The organism is Stenotrophomonas sp. YIM B06876, assembly GCF_030711595.1.
Classification (GTDB): domain Bacteria; phylum Pseudomonadota; class Gammaproteobacteria; order Xanthomonadales; family Xanthomonadaceae; genus Stenotrophomonas.
This window is the reverse complement of the sequence record NZ_JAUJUJ010000015.1, coordinates 1-20,152: the sequence shown is the minus strand read 5'-3', so window position 1 is coordinate 20,152 and position 20,152 is coordinate 1. Positions and strand designations below refer to the sequence as shown.

At 67.3% G+C, this 20,152-nt stretch carries 19 protein-coding genes; 8 read left to right on the top strand and 11 right to left on the bottom strand.

Annotated elements, in window-relative coordinates; all coding sequences use genetic code 11:
* Window positions 1–88 precede the first annotated feature (88 nt).
* Window positions 89–655, bottom strand: coding sequence for an elongation factor P (efp, locus tag QZH66_RS08045; protein ID WP_305805435.1), 567 nt, complete (start codon window positions 653–655; stop codon window positions 89–91).
* A 100-nt stretch (window positions 656–755) separates the two neighbouring features.
* Here efp and epmB point away from each other — a divergent pair, with 100 nt between their 5' ends.
* Window positions 756–1,784, top strand: coding sequence for an EF-P beta-lysylation protein EpmB (epmB, locus tag QZH66_RS08040; protein ID WP_305805434.1), 1,029 nt, complete (start codon window positions 756–758; stop codon window positions 1,782–1,784).
* Between the two features lie 16 nt (window positions 1,785–1,800).
* Here epmB and QZH66_RS08035 read toward each other — a convergent pair whose 3' ends face one another.
* The 3 genes from QZH66_RS08035 to QZH66_RS08025 form a co-directional block, all read right to left on the bottom strand.
* Window positions 1,801–3,936 (bottom strand): EAL domain-containing protein, encoded by a 2,136-nt coding sequence (locus QZH66_RS08035; RefSeq protein WP_305805433.1) that lies wholly within the window; start codon window positions 3,934–3,936, stop codon window positions 1,801–1,803.
* Entirely contained in the window at window positions 3,933–4,829 is an 897-nt protein-coding gene (locus tag QZH66_RS08030) for a phosphate/phosphite/phosphonate ABC transporter substrate-binding protein (protein ID WP_305805432.1), read from the bottom strand. The genes QZH66_RS08035 and QZH66_RS08030 overlap by 4 nt, the downstream gene beginning before the upstream one ends.
* Before the next feature lie 80 nt (window positions 4,830–4,909).
* Window positions 4,910–5,665 (bottom strand): RNA methyltransferase, encoded by a 756-nt coding sequence (locus QZH66_RS08025; RefSeq protein ID WP_305805431.1) that lies wholly within the window; start codon window positions 5,663–5,665, stop codon window positions 4,910–4,912.
* 120 nt (window positions 5,666–5,785) lie between these two features.
* Between QZH66_RS08025 and QZH66_RS08020 the strand changes: the two genes are divergently transcribed.
* The gene (locus tag QZH66_RS08020; RefSeq protein ID WP_305805430.1) at window positions 5,786–6,613 is read left to right on the top strand and encodes an inositol monophosphatase family protein; all 828 of its coding nucleotides are present in this window, start codon (window positions 5,786–5,788) and stop codon (window positions 6,611–6,613) included.
* Between the two features lie 488 nt (window positions 6,614–7,101).
* Here QZH66_RS08020 and htpX read toward each other — a convergent pair whose 3' ends face one another.
* Complete coding sequence (gene htpX / locus QZH66_RS08015) at window positions 7,102–7,968, bottom strand: protease HtpX (protein ID WP_305805429.1); 867 nt, start codon at window positions 7,966–7,968, stop codon at window positions 7,102–7,104.
* A gap of 96 nt (window positions 7,969–8,064) precedes the next feature.
* Between htpX and gluQRS the strand changes: the two genes are divergently transcribed.
* From gluQRS to phaR, 4 genes are read left to right on the top strand one after another with little or no spacing between them, the layout of a single operon-like run.
* Window positions 8,065–8,967 carry a tRNA glutamyl-Q(34) synthetase GluQRS gene (gluQRS, locus tag QZH66_RS08010; protein ID WP_305805428.1) on the top strand — a complete coding sequence of 301 codons (903 nt, stop codon included), beginning with the start codon at window positions 8,065–8,067 and terminating at the stop codon, window positions 8,965–8,967.
* A 46-nt stretch (window positions 8,968–9,013) separates the two neighbouring features.
* Window positions 9,014–9,754, top strand: coding sequence for a beta-ketoacyl-ACP reductase (locus QZH66_RS08005; RefSeq protein ID WP_305805427.1), 741 nt, complete (start codon window positions 9,014–9,016; stop codon window positions 9,752–9,754).
* Between the two features lie 16 nt (window positions 9,755–9,770).
* Window positions 9,771–9,899 (top strand): hypothetical protein, encoded by a 129-nt coding sequence (locus QZH66_RS08000; RefSeq protein ID WP_305805426.1) that lies wholly within the window; start codon window positions 9,771–9,773, stop codon window positions 9,897–9,899.
* Between the two features lie 7 nt (window positions 9,900–9,906).
* A complete protein-coding gene (phaR, locus tag QZH66_RS07995; RefSeq protein WP_305805425.1) occupies window positions 9,907–10,434 on the top strand; it encodes a polyhydroxyalkanoate synthesis repressor PhaR in 528 nt (175 codons plus the stop codon).
* Between the two features lie 18 nt (window positions 10,435–10,452).
* Here phaR and QZH66_RS07990 read toward each other — a convergent pair whose 3' ends face one another.
* The 6 genes from QZH66_RS07990 to QZH66_RS07965 form a co-directional block, all read right to left on the bottom strand.
* Window positions 10,453–11,457 carry a TraB/GumN family protein gene (locus tag QZH66_RS07990; RefSeq protein ID WP_305805424.1) on the bottom strand — a complete coding sequence of 335 codons (1,005 nt, stop codon included), beginning with the start codon at window positions 11,455–11,457 and terminating at the stop codon, window positions 10,453–10,455.
* Between the two features lie 3 nt (window positions 11,458–11,460).
* Window positions 11,461–12,402, bottom strand: a complete 942-nt coding sequence (locus tag QZH66_RS07985; protein WP_305805423.1) for a DUF1684 domain-containing protein — start codon at window positions 12,400–12,402, stop codon at window positions 11,461–11,463.
* Window positions 12,402–14,264, bottom strand: a complete 1,863-nt coding sequence (gene mutL / locus QZH66_RS07980) for a DNA mismatch repair endonuclease MutL (protein WP_305805422.1) — start codon at window positions 14,262–14,264, stop codon at window positions 12,402–12,404. Before mutL ends, QZH66_RS07985 begins: the two co-directional genes overlap by 1 nt.
* Before the next feature lie 130 nt (window positions 14,265–14,394).
* Window positions 14,395–15,939, bottom strand: a complete 1,545-nt coding sequence (locus QZH66_RS07975) for an N-acetylmuramoyl-L-alanine amidase (RefSeq protein ID WP_305805478.1) — start codon at window positions 15,937–15,939, stop codon at window positions 14,395–14,397.
* 83 nt (window positions 15,940–16,022) lie between these two features.
* Window positions 16,023–16,502 carry a tRNA (adenosine(37)-N6)-threonylcarbamoyltransferase complex ATPase subunit type 1 TsaE gene (gene tsaE / locus QZH66_RS07970; RefSeq protein WP_305805421.1) on the bottom strand — a complete coding sequence of 160 codons (480 nt, stop codon included), beginning with the start codon at window positions 16,500–16,502 and terminating at the stop codon, window positions 16,023–16,025.
* A gap of 8 nt (window positions 16,503–16,510) precedes the next feature.
* On the bottom strand, window positions 16,511–17,983 hold the full coding sequence (locus QZH66_RS07965) for an NAD(P)H-hydrate dehydratase (protein ID WP_305805420.1): 1,473 nt from the start codon (window positions 17,981–17,983) through the stop codon (window positions 16,511–16,513).
* 24 nt (window positions 17,984–18,007) lie between these two features.
* Between QZH66_RS07965 and queG the strand changes: the two genes are divergently transcribed.
* Both queG and xseA read left to right on the top strand, forming a co-directional pair.
* Entirely contained in the window at window positions 18,008–19,099 is a 1,092-nt protein-coding gene (gene queG, locus QZH66_RS07960; protein ID WP_305805419.1) for a tRNA epoxyqueuosine(34) reductase QueG, read from the top strand.
* Window positions 19,100–19,154: 55 nt separating this feature from the next.
* The coding region (gene xseA / locus QZH66_RS07955) for an exodeoxyribonuclease VII large subunit (RefSeq protein ID WP_305805418.1) at window positions 19,155–20,152 on the top strand (998 nt) is incomplete at its 3' end.

The window sequence follows — 20,152 nt, the reverse complement described above, 5'->3', positions numbered from 1 at the left end:
GCGCCCGGAGAGCCGGGCACCTGTGCCCGGCAAAAGCCGGCAAATACCGGCGTGCCCGCCCTCGTCGACGGCGGCGGGCATTGCGGGATCACTTGACGCGCGATGCGTACTCGCCCGAGCGCGTGTCGACCTTGATGATTTCATCCTGGTTGACGAACAGCGGCACCCGCACCACCGCACCGGTTTCCAGCGTCGCCGGCTTGCCACCGCCGCCGGAGGTGTCGCCACGCACGCCCGGATCGGTTTCGGTGATCTTCAGTTCGACGAAATTCGGCGGCTGCACCCAGATCGGCGAACCGTTCCACAGCGTCACCACGCAGTCCTCCTCCCCCTTGAGCCACTTCTCGGCGCCGCCCATGCCGGCCTTGTCGGCCTGCACCTGCTCGAACGATTCGGGGTCCATGAAATGCCAGTACTCGCCATCGCTGTACAGATAGCGCATATCGGTATCCACAACGTCGGCCGCTTCCAGGTCATCGGTCGCCTTCATCGTCAGTTCGACCATGCGCCCGGACTTGATGAAACGGTACTTGACGCGGGTGAAGGCCTGGCCCTTGCCCGGCTTGACGTACTCGGTCTCGATGATGACGGCCGGCTCATTGTTGACCAGGATCTTCATCCCGTTCTTGACGTCGTTCATGCCGTAAGTGGCCATAACTGGAACTCCTGATGGGGCAAAACCGCCGGGCCTGCGGCCGGCCGGATAGAATGGACCGCCCGACCGGTCGGCCGGGCACTTGATTTTCTGACCGCCAATGATAACCGCAGCCCCCCTCGCCACTCCAGAAAAAGCCGCTATCCCCGAACCCGCTCCGCGCTGGCAGCAAGCCTGGCGCCAGGCATTGCGCGACCCGGTCGAGCTATTGGCATTGCTGCAACTGGACCCGGCGGCGCTGGGGGTCTCGAGCGACGCGCTGGCGCAATTCCCGCTGCGGGTGCCGCGCAGCTTCGTGGCGCGCATGCGCGCGGGCGACCGGAATGACCCGTTGTTGCGCCAGGTGCTGCCGATCGACCGGGAAATGCAGGTCGTGCCTGGTTTCAGCTTCGATGCGGTGGGCGATGGCGCCGCCAGGAAAGCCACCGGCGTCATCCAGAAATACCGTGGCCGTGCCCTGCTGGTGACCACCGGCAGCTGCGCGATCCATTGCCGTTACTGCTTCCGCCGGCACTTCGACTATGCCGCCGAGAATGCCAGCCGCGACCACTGGCAACCGGCGATGGCGGCCATTGCCGCCGATCCGGACATCGATGAAGTGATCCTTTCCGGCGGTGACCCGCTGTCGCTGGCAACCCCGAAGCTGGCCGAACTGACCGATGCGCTGATGCGTATTCCCCACCTCAGGCGCCTGCGCATCCACAGCCGGCTGCCCGTGGTGATGCCCGAACGGATCGACGACGAGTTGATCCAGTGGCTGGGCCACCTGCCCTGGCCGGTAGCCTTTGTGATCCACGCCAACCATGCCAACGAATTCGCCGCCGATGTCGATGCCGCGCTGGCGCGCCTGCGCAATACCGGCGCGCAGCTGTTGAACCAGGCGGTGCTGCTGCGCGGGGTCAACGACAGTGTCGACGCGCTGGCAGCCCTGAGCGAACGCAGTTTTGCCGCCGGCGTACTGCCCTACTACCTGCACCAGTTGGACCGGGTACAGGGCGTGGCCCATTTCGAGGTCGGCGATGCGCAGGCGCAGGCACTGCATGCGGCGCTGATGGCGCGCCTTTCCGGCTACCTGGTGCCCAGGCTGGTGCGTGAGATCGCCGGCGACAGCAGCAAGCGCCCGCTCTGAATCGCGGTGCCGCCGTCTACGACCGCGACCCGTGGCGCACCAGCAACTGCACCAGATCGGCCGACGCCAACGGGTGACTGAGCCAATAGCCCTGGGCAAGATCGCAGCCGCGCTGGCACAGCAGGTCGAACTGGACCTGCTGCTCGATCCCCTCGGCCACCACGGTGATGCCCAGCGCATGGGCCATGGCGATGATGGCCGTGGTCAACGCCAGGTCATCGGCATCGTGCTGCAGGTCGGCCACGAAACTCTTGTCGATCTTGACCCCGTCCACCGGCACCTGGCGCAGGTGGCTGAGGCCGGAGAAGCCGGTTCCAAAGTCGTCCAGCCACACTTTCACCCCGGTGCGATGCAGCTTGTCCAGCAGCGAGGCGGCCAGCATTTCGTCGCCGATCACCGCCGTTTCGGTCAGCTCCAGGTGCAGCCGTGAGGCCGGCAATCCGGAATCACGCAGACAGTTGGCGACCTCTCCGGCCAGATCGCCGCTGCGCAACTGCCGTGGCGACACATTGACCGAGACGAACAGTTCCTCGCCGACGCTGTTGACCGGCCAGCGCCTGGCTTCCATGCAGGCCGCGCGCAGCACCCGCGGGCCGATGCTTTCGATCAACCCGCTCTGTTCGGCGACGTCGATGAATACCGAGGGCGGAATCGTCCCCAGTGCCGGATGCTGCCAGCGCAGCAGCGCCTCCACCCCCACCAGGCAGCGGTCGCGGGTGCGGAAGATCGGCTGATACATCAGATGCAATTCGCCGCGGTCCCACGCGCCGCGCAATTCCTGCTCCATATGCAGGCGCCGCTCCACCGCGTGGTCCATCGCCCGGCTGTAATAGCGATAGCAGTTCTTGCCGGCCAGCTTGGCCTGGTACATCGCGATGTCGCCATTTTTCAGCAGTGCCGTGGCATCCACCGCATCATCCGGGAACAGGGTGATGCCGATCGAGGTACCAAGGAAAATCTCCCGGCCCTGCACCAGCAGTGGCCGCCCCAGTTCGGCCACCAGCAGCTCGGCCAGCTGCATGGCCGCCACCGCCACATCGCCCTGGCTGATCAGGATCACGAATTCATCGCCGCCGAACCGCGCCAGCAACGCATCATCGCCACCCGCGCCCTGCACCGCGACAGTGATGCGCTGGGCCACCTGCAGCAGCGCCTCATCCCCGGCCTCATGCCCCAGGGTGTCGTTGACCCGCTTGAATTCGTCGATGTCGGTGAACAGCAGCGCCAGCCGCTGACCGGAGACGCGGGCGGCCATCATCCGGTGGTCCAGCGCCTCGCGGAAAGCAAGCCGGTTGGTGAGCCCGGTCAGGGCGTCGGTATAGGCCATATGGCGGACTTCGCGGTCATGCCGGGCAATGCTTTCGCTCATCCTCCCGAACGCACGCACCAGTTCGCCCACCTCGTCGCGCCGGCGGCTGTCACGTCGCTCGACGTCGTAGTCACCGGACTCGATCCGTCGCGCCGCACTTGCAAGCCAGCGGATGGGACGGACCAGCATGTGCTGCACGTAAAGGCCAAACACCGCACCGAAGCCGACCAGCGCAGCCAGCATCAATGCCAGCCAGCCCAGATGGCGCTTGCCCAGCTCATCCAGGCGCCCCCCCACCTGCTCTATCGCCTCGATTTCCTGTGTGCGGAGCTTGCCCAGGCCCATGCCGACGCGGACCCCGCCGATCCGCTGGTTGCCGATAAACACCGGCATGGCCACATCCACGATCGCCGCGGAATCCTGCACGGTCAGCGCATCGGCCGCCACCACGGCGGCAGCCAACGGATCCTGCATCTGCCGGCCATAGTCGGCGACATCGAGCGAACCATCGTGGATCAGCCGGCCGGCCGGGTCGTAGACCAGCACATAGTCGACCAGTTGCTGGCTGGCGGTGTTGCGGACCAGCGCGCCGATCGCCTCCAGGTCGGAGTAATAAAGCGGGTTGACCAGCGCATCGGCCAACGCCCGGGTCAGCGACTCGCCCTGCTTGCGCACACTGCGCTCGAACAGGTCGTGGATGACACTGCCACTGAGCTGGGTCAGCTCACGCTGCATGGCCGTCTGGCGCGCCAGCATCAGCACCACAATCGCACCGACCACCAACAGCGCGGTGGTCAACCCCAGCAGGAACCTGGCCTGCAGCCCCAGCCGTAGCGGATTCATTCCACGTCCATCCGTACCCGCATCAGCCCGGCCTTGAGGCGATCGAGCCGGCGCTGGGTACCGGCGTCCACCCGGTGAAAGCCGGTGGTGCCGAAAAACGTCTTCAATGCCGGCGCTGCCTGCGGATCAGTGCTGGCCTGCAACAGCACTTCCTGCAGACGTTGGCGAACCGGCGAGGACAGATCGGCACGCACCATTTCCACCGCCCGCGGGTAGGGCTCGCTGCGATGGATCACCCGCAAATCGCGCTTGAACGCAGCCGGCACGCTGGTCTCGCGGCCCCAGTCGATGCTGCTGACCACACCGCCATCGACCACGCCCTTGTGCACGTAAGTGGAAATATTCAATTCGGAGCGTGCAAACACATAACCCACCGAATCAGGCGCCGGGGCATCCTGCGGGGTCAACAGGATCTGCGGATGCACGCCATGGTCCAGCAGCTCCATCGCCGGCACCAGGTAGGCGCTGGTGGACTGCACGCTTTGCAGCGCCAGGGTGCGCCCCTTCAGATCGGCCAGGCGCCTGATCGGACTGTCACGGCGGACAAAGAAGATGCTTTGGTAGCTGCCCACCCCGCTGCGTTCGGTCAGCAGCAACGGCCGCGCGCCGCTGCGCTGGCCCAGGGCCATCGCGGTCCCGGCGGTTTCGGTGACCCAGTCCACGCGCCCCCGCCGCAGATAGCTGGCCATCTGCTGGGGATCGCGCGCCATGAGGATGCGTCCTTCGGTGATGCCGACATCACGCATGCGCGGCACCACGTAATCGAGCAGCGGCTGCAGCTGCTGGTAATGGGATTTCGGGTCATCGCTGATGCGCCCCAGGACCAGCACGGACGACGGCCCGGCGCGGCCTACGTCAGGCGTCAGGACCAGCGACAGCAGTAAGACTGCCAACAGCCATCGCGATACAGGCAAAACGGCAGCTCCCCTAGAGACCGGAGAAGACTAACCGAAATGCCGGCAGTGGCGACAGCTCAGTTCGCGCTACCGCCGGCCAGCCGCGCCATGCGCTGGGCATCAGACAGGATTCCGCGCAACAGACGCACTTCCTGCTCGCTCAATTCCGTGCGCAGGAACAGCCGGCGCAGCTTGCGCATCGCCGATTCCGGCGCCCGGCCCTTGTGGAAATCGATCTGATCCAGGGTTTCGGCCAATTGCCCGAACATGCCTTCGACCTGCGCATGACTGGCCGGCGCCTCGCCAAATCCCGGCTCTGCCACCGGCATGGCCGCCTCGCCAAGCTGCGCCATGCGCACCTCGTAGGCCAGCACCTGCACCGCCGCGGCCAGGTTCAACGAGCTGAAATCCGGATTGGACGGGATGTGCACCGCGGCGTGGCACAGCTGCAGCTCTTCGTTGGTCAGCCCGGTGCGCTCGCGCCCGAACACGAACGCGACCTCCGCCCGCTCCCCCGCCTTGGCCACGGCGCGCTGCCCCGCCACCTCGGGCAGCAGCTCCTCCAGCGATACCCTGCGCGAGCGTGCGGTGCACCCCAGCACCAGCCGGCAATCGCCCACCGCCTCGGCCAGGGTCTGCACTACCGGGGCATCGCCGAGCACATCCTCGGCCCCGGCCGAGCGGCGGAAAGCCACCTCGTCCAGCGGCTTCTCCGGCGCCACCAGCACCAGCCGCGACAGCCCCATGGTCTTCATCGCGCGCGCCGCGGCGCCGATATTGCCGGGATGCTGGGTCCCGACCAGAATGAAACGGATATGTGTGGATACAGACATTGGCTGACAGAAATCAGGAGCGAGACAGCTGCAGATGGTAAACTGCCCGACCGGCCAGCGCGCCGGACCCGCTCTTTTCCCCCGCCAATCCGATCTCAGCCTTCACGGGAGCCTTTTGCCATGCAGAAACCCGCCGTAACCGTCATGGTCAAGGCCGCCCGCCTCGCCGGCAATGTCCTGTTGCGCAACATCAACAAGCTCGACTCGCTCAATGTCGTCCAGAAAGGGCGCATGGACTACGCCAGCGAGGTCGACGGAGACGCTGAGAAGGTCATCGTCAAGGAACTCAAGCGCGCCTATCCGGAATACGGAATCATGGGCGAGGAAGGCGGTGTGCAGGCGGTGAACCGCTACATGTGGGTGATCGACCCGCTCGACGGCACCAGCAACTACCTGCGCGGCTTCCCGCACTACTGCGTGTCCATCGCCCTGGTCGAAAACGGCGAGCCGATCGACGCGGTCATTTTCGATCCGCTGCGCAACGAGCTGTTCACCGCCAGCCGTGGCGCCGGCGCGGTGCTCAACGACCGCCGTATCCGCGTTTCCGACCGCAAGGACCTGGCCGGTGCCAGCGTCCACACCGGCTTCGCCCCGCGCGAGCGCTCGCGTACCAGCGCCCAGCTCAAGGCGATTGATGCGCTGCTGGTGCAGGCCGAAGACGTGCGCCGTACCGGCTCGGCCGCGCTGGATCTGGCCTACGTGGCCTGTGGCCGCGCCGACGCGTATTTCGAAGCCGGCGTGAAAGCCTGGGATATCGCCGCCGGCGTGCTGCTGGTGCGCGAGGCCGGTGGCCGCGTGTGCGACTACAAGGGCGCCGCCCCGGCGCGCATGGACTCGCGCGGCCCGGAGACCCAGCAGATCGTGGCCGGCAACATCAAGGTCAGCGACGCGCTGCAGAAGATCATCGTCAACACCGGCTACGCCGCCGAGTTCGACGCCAGGTTCTGATCGCCCCCGCATCCGGAGTTTCCAACGGCACCCGCAATGGTGCCGTTTTGCTTTGCGCCGACTGGCTGTCGCCGCATTCGCGCCTTTTCGTGCCCAGCGTAAGCGCTGAAAGGCAGTAGAGCTTTCGCGCCTCAAGGCGCGAGCTACTTTTCTCTTGGGAAAGTAGCCAAAACCGCTGTGGCCGGACGCGGTCCGATGCGATACAGCCGCATCGGTTCCCTGCGCTGCTCGCGTCATCGGGGCCGGCGCACAAACTCGCTACGCTCAGACACGTGCACCTCTTCGCCCCGGCGACCCTGCGGTGCCCGGCCCGCTTTGACGGCCCCTAAGAGCCCAAATCAAGAGCAAAGACCACCGCGCATTCGACGGCAACGACCTGCCAGCGCGCAGCCGCTCGGCCTTTATCAGCCAGTCCATCGAACCATGGCACCACCAAACAAAAAACGCCCGGCACCAGGCCGGGCGTTTCGACAGACAGGCGCGACTGATCAGACTTGGGTCGAGGCACGCAGCGCAGCGATGCGCTCCTCCAGCGGCGGGTGGCTCAGGAACAGTTTCTTCGCGGTCGAACCGGCAATGCCGAACGCGGCGATCTGGTTGGGCAGTGTGCTCTGGCCATGGTTGAGCTTGAGCCGCTCCAGCGCGGCGATCATCTTCTGCCGACCGGCCAGGCTGGCACCGCCAGCATCGGCCCGGAACTCGCGGTGGCGCGAAAACCACATCGAGATCATGGTGGCGAACAGACCGAACACCATCTCCAGTCCGAACACGATGATGTAGTAGGCGAAACCGCGGCCACCGCCTTCGCGGTTGCCCGACAGCGCACTGTCGATAAAGCCGCCCACCACCCGCGCCAGCACGATCACGAAGGTGTTCAGCACGCCCTGCAGCAACGCCATGGTGACCATGTCGCCATTGGCGACGTGGGCGATTTCATGGCCCAGCACGGCCTCCGCCTCGTCCTCGCTCATGTTCTGCAGCAGGCCGGTGGACACCGCCACCAGCGCCTTGTTGCGGTTCGCGCCCGTGGCGAACGCATTGATCTCCGGGCCTTCGTACACCGCCACTTCCGGCATCCCGATACCGGCTTGACGGGCCTGCCGCTCGACCGTGGCCAGCAGCCAGCGTTCGGTGTCGTTGCGCGGGCTGGTGATGACCTGTGCGCCGGTGCTGCGCTTGGCCATGAACTTGGACAACAGCAGCGAGATGATCGAGCCGCCGAAGCCGAAAATGGCGGCCATCACCAGCAATCCGCTCATCTGGCTCGAATTGACGCCCAGGATCGACATCACGATGCTGGCCAGAATCAGCACCGCGAAGTTGGTGGCAAGGAACAGGGCGATACGGCTGAACATGGGCGAACGATCCGGAAGGAAGGGAGAACGACGGTTCAATTTGAGGTTCCTGAATATTGAATTCAAGCACCCATCTGACCGACGATTCAGTTTGTCATGCCTGACCTCCCCTATCGCGGCCGTTTTGCCCCCTCGCCGACCGGCCCCCTGCACCTGGGGTCGATGCTGGTCGCGTTCGGCAGCTGGCTGCTGGCCCGCCATGCCAACGGCCAATGGCTGCTGCGCATCGAAGACCTGGACCCGCCGCGCGAGGTTCCCGGCGCGGCGGATTGCCAGCGCGCCACACTGGCCGCCTTCGGTCTGCATCCCGATGCGCCACCGCAGTACCAGAGCGCGCGCCACCACCGGTACCGGCAGGCGCTGGAGCGGCTGCTGGACCTTGGGCTGGCCTTTGAATGCCACTGCAGCCGCGCCGAACTGGACGCACAAGGCGGCATCCACCGTCATTGTGTGGCCCGCACCCGTCGCCGCCAGCCGGCCATCCGGCTGCGCGTGCCTGACAGCCGCCCTGTCGGCTTCGACGACGGCCTGCAGGGACATGTGGAACAGGACGTGCGCAGCGCCGTCGGCGACTTCGTGCTGCGGCGCGCAGACGGCTGCTGGGCCTACCAGCTGGCGGTGGTGGTCGACGATGCCGAACAGCAGATCAACCACGTGGTCCGCGGTGCCGACCTGGTCGACTCCACTCCGCGCCAGCTGCTGCTGCAACGGGCCCTGGGATTGCCGTCGCCGCACTACCTGCACCTGCCACTGCTGCTGGACGCCGAGGGCCGCAAGCTGTCCAAGTCGCTGGCGGCGGCGCCGGTCAATGCCGGCGCACCGCTGCCGGTCCTGCGCTGGCTGTGGACCACCCTGGGCCAGCCCGCCGAGGCGCTGGGTACCTGCCGTGACGTTGCGGCATTGCTGGAGGCCGCACACTGTCATTTCGATCCGGCGCGGCTGCCCCGGCAATCGCTGCGGGTGGAGACCGGCGCCCCAACGGCGGCGCAACCTCATTAGAATTGCCTTCTCACTTTTGCGCCCCCCGCCCTGGAGCACCTACCCCATGACACCTCGCGTTGCACTGGTCACCGGCGGTACCGGCGGTATCGGCACCGCCATCTGCCAACGGCTGGCCGACCAGGGCCATCGGGTGGCCAGCAATTTCCGCAACGCCGAAAAAGCGCAGCTCTGGCAACAGGCCATGCGCGCCAAAGGCTATGACATCGGGCTGTTTGAAGGTGACGTCGCCGCCCCGGAAAGCGGCAAGGCCCTGGTCCATGCCGTGGAAGCGTCATTGGGTCCGATCGACATCCTGGTCAACAACGCCGGCATCACCCGCGACACCACGTTCCACCGCATGAGCGCCGAGCAGTGGCATGACGTGATCAACACCAACCTCAACTCGGTGTTCAACGTCACCCGCCCGGTGATCGAAGGCATGCGCAAGCGCGGCTGGGGGCGGGTGATCCAGATCAGTTCGATCAACGGCCTCAAGGGCCAGTACGGGCAGGCCAACTACGCCGCGGCCAAGGCCGGCATGCACGGCTTCACCATTTCCCTGGCGCGTGAGAACGCCGGCTTCGGCATCACCGTCAACACCATTTCGCCGGGCTACGTGGCCACCGACATGGTGATGGCCGTGCCCGATGAAGTGCGCGCCAAGATCATCGCCGACATCCCCACCGGGCGCCTCGGCAAGCCGGAGGAAATCGCCTATGCGGTCGCCTTCCTGGTCGCCGAGGAGGCGGCCTGGATCACCGGCTCCAACCTGGATATCAACGGTGGCCATCACATGGGCTGGTAGGCCGCAGGCTGCACCGATGCTGCAGCGTGTGGATAACCGTGCTGCGCAACAATTCATCCCCCTGAAAACGGCCTGCGACCAGTACGGTTGGCGGTTGCAAGGCCTGCTGCACTGCGCCATGCTGCGCTTCTACCGTGACGAGTGACTGCTTAATGGCTGCGACCCGCATCATCAAGAAGTATCCGAACCGCCGGCTGTACGACACCGAGATTTCCAGCTACATCACCATCGAAGACGTGCGCCAGCTGATCATCGATGGCGAAGATTTCGAGGTCCGCGACGCCAAGAGCGGCGACGACCTGACCCGCTCTGTATTGCTGCAGATCATCGCCGACAAGGAGCAGGACGGCGAGCCGATGCTGTCCACCCAGATGCTGAGCCAGATGATCCGCTTCTATGGCGATTCGCTGCAGGGCTTCATGGGTAATTACCTTGAACGCAGCATGCAGACCTTCCTCGACCAGCAGCAGCAGTTCCGCCAGCAGATGGGCAACCTGCTGGGGCAGACGCCGTGGGCGATGATGAACCAGCTCACCGAGCGCAACCTGGAGCTGTGGCAGGAATTCCAGCGCACCATGGGGGCCGGCTTTGGCCGTCCCGGTGCACCCGGCGCGCAGGGTACCGGCAAGCCGGCCGACCCGCCGCCGGCGCCTGCCGCCAAGGGCCGCAGCGGCCGCTGATGCTGGAAGAACCGGTGCTCAGGCACCGGCTTTCTGCGCCGTGCGCGTCACCGGCTGCCTGAGCGCCGCGGCTTTTTTCTGCGGCTGACAGGACGAACAGATGCGCTTGACCGCATAACCGCGGGCCCGCAACTTCTCGACCACGCCATCATTGCCGAGCAGATGCAGCGCTCCGACCACCACCAGGGTACTGCCGCGGCCGGGCTTGAGCTGCTGCTCCAGCAGCGGCACCCAGGCGTCGTTGCGATCGACATTGATCCGCCGGTACAGCTGCGGGTAGCCGCGCTTCATCTGCTGGGCCATGTCTTTCCACAACATGGCCTCATCGCCGCGGCGCCAGGCGTCGTACAGGCGCTGGCCGTCCGCATCGCCCTGCTCGGCCTGTTCCAGTGCCTCGCGCAGCAATTGCCGTTGCTCCAGGGTGTCCATGCCATCAAGCAGGGCGATCTGACCGGCGCCCGTCTCCAGTCCTGACGCCGGTTTACCCGCCGCATCGGCCCGCCCCATCAGGTATCGATCCAGACCCGACTGCGGGTCCAGGCCCTGCTTGGCCATCTGCGCCAGACTGATCGACAGCCCGACAAACCACGGCTTCATGCCTGCCAGCCGATCCAGTGGCAGCGCATTGGCGCGGGCATAGCCCTGCAGCCGCGTCCACGTCGCAGCGTCGAGGTCGTCCTTGAGCTGACGGCCATCCTGGCGCACGGCCGCCTGCAGCATCTGCGCCGGCAAGGTCGGCGAAGCCAGCTCCTGCGGCGACAGTTCGAACAGCAGCCGCCGCGCCGCGACAAAGGCCTGTTCGACATCGGCCGAGGGCGGGTAGTCCTGCGGCTTGAGCAGATGGAACGAACCCAGCAGGTACAGCTCGCTGCCATCGGCCCCGCTGACTTTCCACAGCAGCGGCACCGGCGCGGCTCGCGGCACACTGGCCGGCGCGTCCTTGCCGATGGCGGCCGCAGGCACCAGCAGCGCTGCAGCCGTCAGCAACAGCGCGCCCAGCGCATTGTGGAATCGGGATTTCATCGGTCAGCCCTGTGCAAGTGGCTTGAGATAGGCCTTTTCGCCGGCCTCGATGCGCAGGTCGAGGCGGTTTTCCGGCGGTGGCAGCGGGCAGGTCGCAAACGGCGTGAACGCGCACGGCGGGTTGTAGGCGCGGTTGAAATCCAGCACCACCTGGTTGTTGCCATCGGGCTGCGCCACATCGATATAGCGTCCGGCCGGATAGCTGCCGTGGCCGCTGGTGCGGTCGGCGAAAATGACGAACAGCGCATCTCCGGGCTCGCCGATCGCCTCCAGGCGCCAAGTCCGGCCCTCGCGCTGGAACTCCAGTGCACCGGCGTTGGGCAGTTCGCTGCTCAGCCCGGTGATGTCCACGATCGGCAGGGTTTTTTCCGCTGCGTGCGGCACGAAGCGCGCGGTGACCTGCCAGGACTGGTCCAGCGGCCAGTACTGCAACCCGGAAAACCCCACCCGCGACGGCGCATCGGCGTGTTTGACCCGCAGCGCGAAGCGGTTGCCGCGCCGGATCAGGCTCAGTGCGCCCTTGCCATCGTCGAAATGGATCACGGTCGGTTCGGCATCGCGGTCGCTGTAGAAGCGCACGCGCCCTTTCAGCGGCACCTCGTCGATGCTCATCGCCACGCCGGCTTCCGGGGTGAACCAGGCGCGGTCGCCTTCGTGCGACACCATGCCCAACTTCGGCGGACCCACCGCCAGCCGGATGCCACTGGTGCTGCCGCTGCCGATGTAATGCGCCTTCCATTCCAGCCAGTGCAGCCCCACCAGACTGGTCCAGCCTTCGGGCGCCTGCAGTTCGGCCAGGCGCTGTTCGCGCCAGCCATCGTTCTGCAACATGAAGCCCGCATCGGCTATCGGCGCCACTGGTGCGACCTGCTGCCGGTCGCCGCCGCAGCCGGCCAGCATCACCGCTGCCAGCAACAGCGCCATTCTCCCCATCCTGTTTGCCATCAACGCCCCCGCAGGAACCAACGATCGATTTCAGCCAGTGAAAAACGCGCCCAGGTCGGGCGGCCGTGATTGCATTGCCCGGAGCGCTCGGTGACTTCCATGTCGCGCAACAACGCGTTCATTTCCGGCACGGTCAAGCGCCGGTTGGCACGCACCGCGCCATGACAGGCCATTGTCGACAGCAGCTCGTCGCGGGCGCTGGCGATGCGCCGGCTCTGCCCGTGTTCGCGCAGGTCGGTCAGCACATCGCGCAGCAGTCCCTCAGGCTCGGCATTGGCCAGCAGCGCCGGAATGCTGCGCACATGCAGCGATCCCGGTCCGCTGCGGGTGACTTCAAACCCGAGCGCCGCCAGCGTTTCCGCCTCGCGCTCGGCGGTATCGGCATCGCGCTCGCCCACCGCCAGCGTGATCGGCACCAGCAGCGGCTGCGCATGCAGGCCGATGCCGTCATGCGCGGTCTTCAAACGCTCATAGCCGATGCGTTCGTGGGCGGCATGCATATCCACCACGATCAGCCCCTCGGCGTTCTCGGCCAGGATGTAGATGCCATGCAACTGGGCGATGGCATAACCCAGCGGTGGCACGCCGCTGTCGGCAGCGGTGGCCGGCAGTCCGCTCATGGCATTGCGGAAGGCCGGCGGCGCGAACGTGCCCTCGCCGCTTGGTGGCGTACCCGTCGAATACAGCGCGGCATACGCCGACGGCGCTTCGGCCACCTGCAAACCCAACGGCGACTGCTGCGGCCGCCAATCACCGCCGGCACCGCTACCGGCCGGCCGCACCAACGCATAGCCGCCGGCGCCATGGCCACTATCGGCCCCCGCTGGCGCATGCGCCTCGGTCGCGGCCATGACTGCCGGATCCATGCCGGCGCGGGTCTCGGCCAGCGCTTCTTTGAGCGTGCGATAGACGAAATCGTGGATCAGCCGTGAATCGCGGAAGCGCACCTCGTGCTTGGCCGGATGCACGTTGACGTCGACCCGGGTCGGGTCCAGCTCCAGGAACAGCACGTATGCCGGCTGGCGGCCGTGGTAAAGCACATCGGCATACGCCATTTTCACCGCATGGGCGACGCTGCGATCACGCACCGAACGGCCGTTGACATACAGATACTGCTGGTCGGCACTGGCGCGCGAATAATGCGGCTGCGCGATCCAGCCATGCAGCCGCAATCCGGCGCCACTGTGGTCCACGCGCAGCGCCTGGGTGGCGAAATCCTCGCCCAGCGTCTCACCCAGCCGCGTATCGGAATACAGGTCGCCAGGCTTGTAGCGGCGCGACGGTTTGCCATTGTGCGAGACCCGCAGTTCGACATCCGGTCGGGCCAGCGCCAGCGAGCGCAGCCATTCTTCGATATGGCCCAGCTCGGTGCGTTCGGCGCGCAGGAATTTGCGCCGCGCCGGCACGTTGTAGAACAGCTCGCGCACTTCCACCGTGGTACCCGGTGCATGCGCCCGCGGCGTCACCTCGCCGATCCGGCCTCCTTCAACCTGCAATGCCGAGCCATGGTCGTCTTCGGGCCGGCGCGAGGCCAGGGTGAAGCGGCTGACCGAGGCGATCGACGGCAAGGCTTCGCCGCGGAAGCCCAGGGTGGCGACGGACTCCAGATCATCGAGCGAAGCGATCTTGCTGGTCGCATGCCGCGACACCGCCAGCAACAGCTGGCCGGGCGGAATACCGCCACCATCGTCACGGATGCGGATCAGGCGCACGCCGCCTTCCTCCAGATCGATGTCCACCCGACGGGCGCCGGCATCAAGCGCGTTCTCGACCAGTTCCTTGACCACCGAGGCCGGCCGCTCCACCACCTCGCCGGCCGCGATCTGGTTGATCAGGATCTCGGGCAACTGGCGAATGCTCATGCCGGGCCTCCTGCAGTGGGAAATGCCGGCAACAGGACGCAAAGGGGAAACAACGCTGACACGGATTCAGGCACGGTATTCGGCGCGGACGCCGTCATCGGAAATCAGCTGCCGATGATAGCCGAGCGCCTCAGCGGCTGCCGCCGGCAACCGTGGCGCCCGCATCCAGCTCCGCCTGCGCGCGGGCGGCAAACAGCGTTCCCGGCGGCGGCTGTCGGGTAAAGAAGGTATTGACCCCATCCAGCACCGCGCCCGCCAGCTGGCGCTGGTAGGCCGGATCGATCAGGCGCCGCTCCTCGTCGGGATTGGAGATGAACGCGGTTTCCACCAGCATCGCCGGCATGTCCGAGGTGCGCAGCACCGCGAAATTGGCCCGTTCGATATTCGGCTTGTGGTTCTTGCCGATGCGCTTGAGCCCGCCCAGCACGTGCGAGGCCGCATCTTCGGACGCTTTCATGTATCCGCTCTGGGCCAGATCCAGCAACACGTTGGCCAGCGTGCCTTCGGTCTGCTGCAGGCGCACGCCGCCCACCAGATCGGCCGAGTTTTCCTTGTCCGCCAACCAGCGCGCGCGTTGCGAGGAAGCGCCCTTGGTCGACAGCACATACACCGATGAGCCGGTGGCGGCGCGGTTTTCGGCGGCATCGGCGTGGATCGAGATGAAGATATCGGCCTTGGCCGCGCGGGCCTTCTGCGCCCGCATCGGCAACGGGATGAACACGTCGCTGTCGCGCGTCAGATAGGCCTTCAATCCGGGCGTGGCATTGACCTGGCGGGCCAGTTCGCGCGCCACCGCCAGGGTGATGTCCTTTTCACGCTTGCCGGTGGGACCGACGGCACCGGGATCCTGGCCGCCATGGCCCGGATCGATCGCCACCACCAGCGGCCGCATCCCGGGCTGCATGCGCATGCGCGCCGCGTCGCTGGGCATGGCCGGCCGTGGCGGCACCACCGTGGTCACCACGGGCGCCGGCACCGTCACGGCCGGCCCCGTCGACGGGGGGGCGGCAACGCTTACGGCGGAGGGCGAAGAAGAAGATGGCGCAATGGCAGAGGTGGCCTGCCCATTGAGGATCGCCATCGCCGATCCACCCGTCGCCAGTGTCGCGGCGGGGGGTGTCTGCGAGGCGGACTCTGCTGGCGTGGAGGCGGTTGTGGCTGCGCGCTGGTTGACCGCCGCGGTCAGGGCCGCGGTTGCCTTTGCCGCTTCCGCGCGCGCGTCCACCAGCGTGGCGCCGGTCGCTGGCACAGCGTCGGGAACGGCCTTGGCCAGCGGCATTTCACCGGGCCATTCGATCAGCAGCCGCGAGTCGGCGCCCTGCACCTGCATCTGCGGCTTGAACGGCGCCACCGATTCGGCAAGGTCGAATACGACCCGGAATGTGCCCGGCTCGGGACTGCCCGTGCGGACCGCGGTGACCACCCCGGCCGGGGCCGGCACTTTCAGGCCATGCATGCTGCTGGACCCGGGAAAATCGACCACCAGCCGGTTCGGCGCGGCCAGTGACAGGGTCTTGTAGCTGCCACCACCGCTGAGCTGGATCTCGGCGCGGGTTCCGGTGGCCCCGGCAGCGAGCGAGACGCCGCGGATTTCGCCCGCCCACGCGCTGGCGCCGGCCAGACACAGTCCGGCAACAGCGGCATACAGGGCAATCCGGCGGCTTCCCGTCAACATGGGTTTGGATTCAAACACCAGAATCGGGGAATTGCAATATGTTTTTCCCTTGATAATCCGCAACCTGCCGCATCTTCCTGTTGTCAGGAGACAGAAAGCCCCTGCAAGTGACCGGTGTGCGCGAGCCGTTGCAGCCACTGGCGCCCCGCCTCACTGGCCGCCGCCAACCGGGCCCGGCGCCCGGTGCCCTCCATCGCCAAGGCCACGCTCAGATCAGTCGGCGGCAGGCCGCCCCGCCCGCGCTCGGGCCATTCCACCAGCCACAGCGTGGCGGCGGCATCATCCAGGCCCAGGAAATCCAGCTCGCCGGCATCGCCGATCCGGTACAGATCCAGGTGCCAGGCCTCGCCGCCAGCGACCGGATAGCGTTCGACCAGGGTGTAGGTGGGACTGCGGATGGCACCCTGCACCCCCAGCGCGCGCAGCAGCGCCCGCGCCAAGGTGGATTTGCCGGCGCCCAGGTCGCCCTGCAGATGCACGACGGCCAGGGCCGGACGGGTGGCCGCCAAGGCCTGGCCCAACTGGTCGGTGGCCGCGGCATCGGGAAGAAAGAGTTCGATCATGGCCGCAATTATGGATTGGCCAGCCGCCGCAGGTGTGGCAGAAGATCGCGTGGCAGCAATCCGCGCTGGCCATCGCCCGCCGCGGCATCGCCGGCCAGCCCATGCAGCAGCGCGCCGGTACTGGCCGCATCGAACGCCTCCAGCCCCTGCGCGCGCAGCGCGGCGATCACGCCGGTCAGCAGGTCGCCCATGCCTCCTACCGCCATGCCGGGGTTGCCGGCGGCAATCACCCGCGGGCTGGCGCCGGGCGCGGCCACCACGGTTCCGGCGCCCTTGAGCACCACCACCGCGTCAAACCGTTCAACCAGCGCCTGCGCAGCCGCGAAACGGTCGGCCTGGACCTGCGCGGCGCCGATCCCTAGCAGCCGTCCCGCCTCCCCCGGATGCGGAGTCAGCACCGCGCCGGGCAATCGCAACGGCGCGGCGGCCAGCAGGTTCAAGGCATCGGCATCGACCACCAGCGGCCGCCCGCATGCCAGCACCTGTTGCCACAGCTCACGCGCCCAGTCGTCCTGGCCCAGCCCCGGCCCGATCGCGACGATGCCCGCGCGCTCCAGCAACGGCGTCAGCTCGGCGCGGTCCTCGATCGCATGTGCCATCGCTTCGGGACAGCGCGCCAGCAGGGGCGCCAGTTGCGCAGCGCGGGTCGCCACACTTGCCAGACCGGCGCCGCTGCGCAGCGCGGACTCGGTGCACAGCAGTACCGCACCGCCACTGCCGTGATTGCCGCCCACGCACAGCACATGCCCGGATTCGCCCTTGTGGGTATTGCGCCGGCGCGGAGGCAACTGCGCCGCCAGTTGCGGTTGCCGCCAGTGCTGCGCGGCGGACCGGACCCCGGCGAAAGCCGCAGCCGGCAGGTCCAGCGTGGCCAAGGCCTGTTCACCGGCATATTCCAGCGCATCGCCGGTATGCAGCCCCTGATGTGCGACAATGAACTGCAGCACCCGCGTGGCCCGTACCGCGACGGACGGCACCGCACCGGTCTGGGCATCCACCCCGCTGGGAACATCCAGCGCCAGCACCGGCAACGCGGCTGCGTTGATCGCATTGATCAGCGCCGTGGTGGCCGCATCGGGGCTGCGCGAAAAACCGATCCCGAACAGCGCATCCACCACCAGGTCGGCCTGCCCCAGCGCGTGTTCGAACAGCTCGATGTGGCCGCCGCACCCCAGGTATTCGGTACAGGCGCGCTGCGCCAGTTCCGTGGCCGGGCCGCCGCCGCGCAGGTGCAGCACCTGCACCCGGCGCCCGGACTGCAACGCCAACCGTGCCAGCACATAGCCGTCGCCGCCGTTGTTGCCGGTTCCACATACCACCACGATCCGTTGCGCCGCCGGCCAGTGCTCCAGCACCTGCTCCCAGGCGGCCTGCCCGGCACGCAGCATCAGCGCGTAGCCGTCGCCACCGAGCAACGCCGTGGCCTGTGCGTCGATCCGGCGCGCAGCCGGACTATCGAAGAGGGCAGCAGGTGCTTGCATGGGTCCGATTCTATACTTGCGCGCATGTCCACCGTTCCCGTCCCCGCCGATCCGGCGCAGCTCGCCCTGCGCATCCGCCAGCTGTCCCGTGAATTCGGCTTCCAGCGCTGCGGGTTTTCCGGGATCGAGCTGGGTGAGGACGAGGCCCACCTGCGTGACTGGCTGGGCCAGGGGCTGTACGGCACGATGCAATGGATGGCCCGCCACGGCGACATGCGCTCGCGCCCGGCCGAATTGCTGCCCGGCACGGTGCGGGTGATTTCGGTTGGCCTGGACTACGGCCACAAGGATGACCTCGATGCCTGGGAGACGCTGGCCACCGGGGAGCGCGCCTACATCGCCCGCTACGCGCTGGGCCGCGATTACCACAAGCTGATGCGCGGCCGCCTGCAGAAACTGGCCGAGCGCATCGCCGCCGAGGTGGGGCCGTTCGGGCACCGCGTGTTTGTCGATTCGGCGCCGGTGCTGGAGCGCGCGCTGGCGCGCAATGCGGGGCTGGGCTGGATCGGCAAACACACCTGCCTGATCGACCGCAATGGCGGCTCGTGGTTTTTCCTCGGTGAAATCTATGTCGACCTGCCGTTGCCGGTGGACACCCCGGCCAGCGCCCACTGCGGCAGCTGCACCCGCTGCATCGAGATCTGCCCGACGCGCGCGATCACCGCCCCGCACCGGCTGGACGCCCGCCGTTGCATCTCCTACCTGACCATCGAGCACGACGGCGCGATTCCGCTGGAGATGCGTCCACTGATCGGCAACCGCATCTTCGGTTGCGACGATTGCCAGCTGGTGTGTCCGTGGAACAAGTTCGCCCAACGCACCGATGAGCCCGACTTCCGCGCCCGCAACGACCTGGACCGGGCCACGCTGGCGCAGCTGTTCGCCTGGGAGGAGGACCAATTCCTGCGCCGCACCGAAGGCAGCGCGATCCGCCGCAGCGGCCACGAGCGCTGGCTGCGCAATATCGCCGTGGCGCTGGGCAATGCGCCGACCTCGGTGGCCGTGCTGCAGGCGCTGGCCTCGCGCCGCGACCATCCTTCGGCGCTGGTGCGCGAACACGTGCAATGGGCGTTGCAGCGCCACACCGGCCAGGCGCTTGAGCGAACTGTGGACTGAAGCGGCCAACGGCAACGTGCGACCATTGCGTCTCCGCACTTGCCGTTTCAAACCCATGGATCACGCCGCGCACACCCTGACTCCCAGCCAGCTCAACACGCTGGCACGTGACCTGCTGGAAGGGGCGTTCCCGCTGATCTGGGTCGAGGGCGAACTGGGCAATGTCACCCGGCCCGCCTCCGGCCACCTGTATTTCACCCTCAAGGATGCCCGTGCGCAGGTGCGCGGGGCGCTGTTCAAACCCAAGAGCCAGTGGCTGAAATTCCTGCCCCGCGAAGGCATGCGGGTGCTGGTCCGCGGCCGGCTGACGCTGTACGAAGCGCGCGGCGACTACCAGCTGGTGCTCGACCATATGGAAGAAGCCGGCGAGGGCGCGCTGCGCCGCGCGTTCGAGCAGCTCAAGGCGCGCCTGGAAGCCGAAGGGCTGTTCGCTCCGGCGCGCAAGCGGGCGCTGCCGGCCCACGTGCGCCGCCTGGCGCTGATCACCTCGCCCACCGGCGCGGCCGTGCGTGACGTGCTCAGCGTGCTGGCACGGCGCTTCCCGCTGCTGGAAGTGGAACTGCTGCCCTCCCTGGTGCAGGGCGACAGCGCGCCTGCGCAGCTCAGCGCGCTGCTGCGGCGCGCCGATGCCAGCGGCCGTTATGACGCGATCCTGCTGACCCGCGGCGGCGGTTCGCTGGAAGACCTGTGGGCATTCAACGACGAACAACTGGTGCGCGCCATCGCCGCCAGCACCACCCCGGTGGTGGCGGCGATCGGCCATGAAACCGACTTCAGCCTGGCCGAGTTCGCCGCCGACCTGCGTGCGCCCACGCCGTCGGTGGCGGCCGAACTATTGGTTCCCGACCAGCGCGACCTGGCCGTGCGCCTGCGTCGCCTGCAGGCCCGCCTGCAGCAGCTGCAGACCCACCAGCTGGTCCAGGCGATGCAGCGCGCCGATCGCGCCGTGCTGCGCCTGCAGGGGCAAAGCCCGCAATCCCGGCTCGCCTTGCTGCGGCACCGCCAGGACGCCGCCGCCCAGCGGCTGCAGGCGCAGTGGCAGCAACAGATGGA

Bases quoted from the DNA above. Each gene is read 5' to 3' on its own strand.
- efp (WP_305805435.1), bottom strand. From the start codon at position 655: ATGGCCACTTACGGCATGAACGACGTCAAGAACGGGATGAAGATCCTG.
- epmB (WP_305805434.1), top strand. From the start codon at position 756: ATGATAACCGCAGCCCCCCTCGCCACTCCAGAAAAAGCCGCTATCCCC.
- QZH66_RS08035 (WP_305805433.1), bottom strand. From the start codon at position 3,936: ATGAATCCGCTACGGCTGGGGCTGCAGGCCAGGTTCCTGCTGGGGTTG.
- QZH66_RS08025 (WP_305805431.1), bottom strand. From the start codon at position 5,665: ATGTCTGTATCCACACATATCCGTTTCATTCTGGTCGGGACCCAGCAT.
- QZH66_RS08020 (WP_305805430.1), top strand. From the start codon at position 5,786: ATGCAGAAACCCGCCGTAACCGTCATGGTCAAGGCCGCCCGCCTCGCC.
- htpX (WP_305805429.1), bottom strand. From the start codon at position 7,968: ATGTTCAGCCGTATCGCCCTGTTCCTTGCCACCAACTTCGCGGTGCTG.
- gluQRS (WP_305805428.1), top strand. From the start codon at position 8,065: ATGCCTGACCTCCCCTATCGCGGCCGTTTTGCCCCCTCGCCGACCGGC.
- QZH66_RS08005 (WP_305805427.1), top strand. From the start codon at position 9,014: ATGACACCTCGCGTTGCACTGGTCACCGGCGGTACCGGCGGTATCGGC.
- QZH66_RS08000 (WP_305805426.1), top strand. From the start codon at position 9,771: ATGCTGCAGCGTGTGGATAACCGTGCTGCGCAACAATTCATCCCCCTG.
- phaR (WP_305805425.1), top strand. From the start codon at position 9,907: ATGGCTGCGACCCGCATCATCAAGAAGTATCCGAACCGCCGGCTGTAC.
- QZH66_RS07990 (WP_305805424.1), bottom strand. From the start codon at position 11,457: ATGAAATCCCGATTCCACAATGCGCTGGGCGCGCTGTTGCTGACGGCT.
- QZH66_RS07985 (WP_305805423.1), bottom strand. From the start codon at position 12,402: ATGGCAAACAGGATGGGGAGAATGGCGCTGTTGCTGGCAGCGGTGATG.
- mutL (WP_305805422.1), bottom strand. From the start codon at position 14,264: ATGAGCATTCGCCAGTTGCCCGAGATCCTGATCAACCAGATCGCGGCC.
- QZH66_RS07975 (WP_305805478.1), bottom strand. From the start codon at position 15,939: ATGTTGACGGGAAGCCGCCGGATTGCCCTGTATGCCGCTGTTGCCGGA.
- tsaE (WP_305805421.1), bottom strand. From the start codon at position 16,502: ATGATCGAACTCTTTCTTCCCGATGCCGCGGCCACCGACCAGTTGGGC.
- QZH66_RS07965 (WP_305805420.1), bottom strand. From the start codon at position 17,983: ATGCAAGCACCTGCTGCCCTCTTCGATAGTCCGGCTGCGCGCCGGATC.
- queG (WP_305805419.1), top strand. From the start codon at position 18,008: ATGTCCACCGTTCCCGTCCCCGCCGATCCGGCGCAGCTCGCCCTGCGC.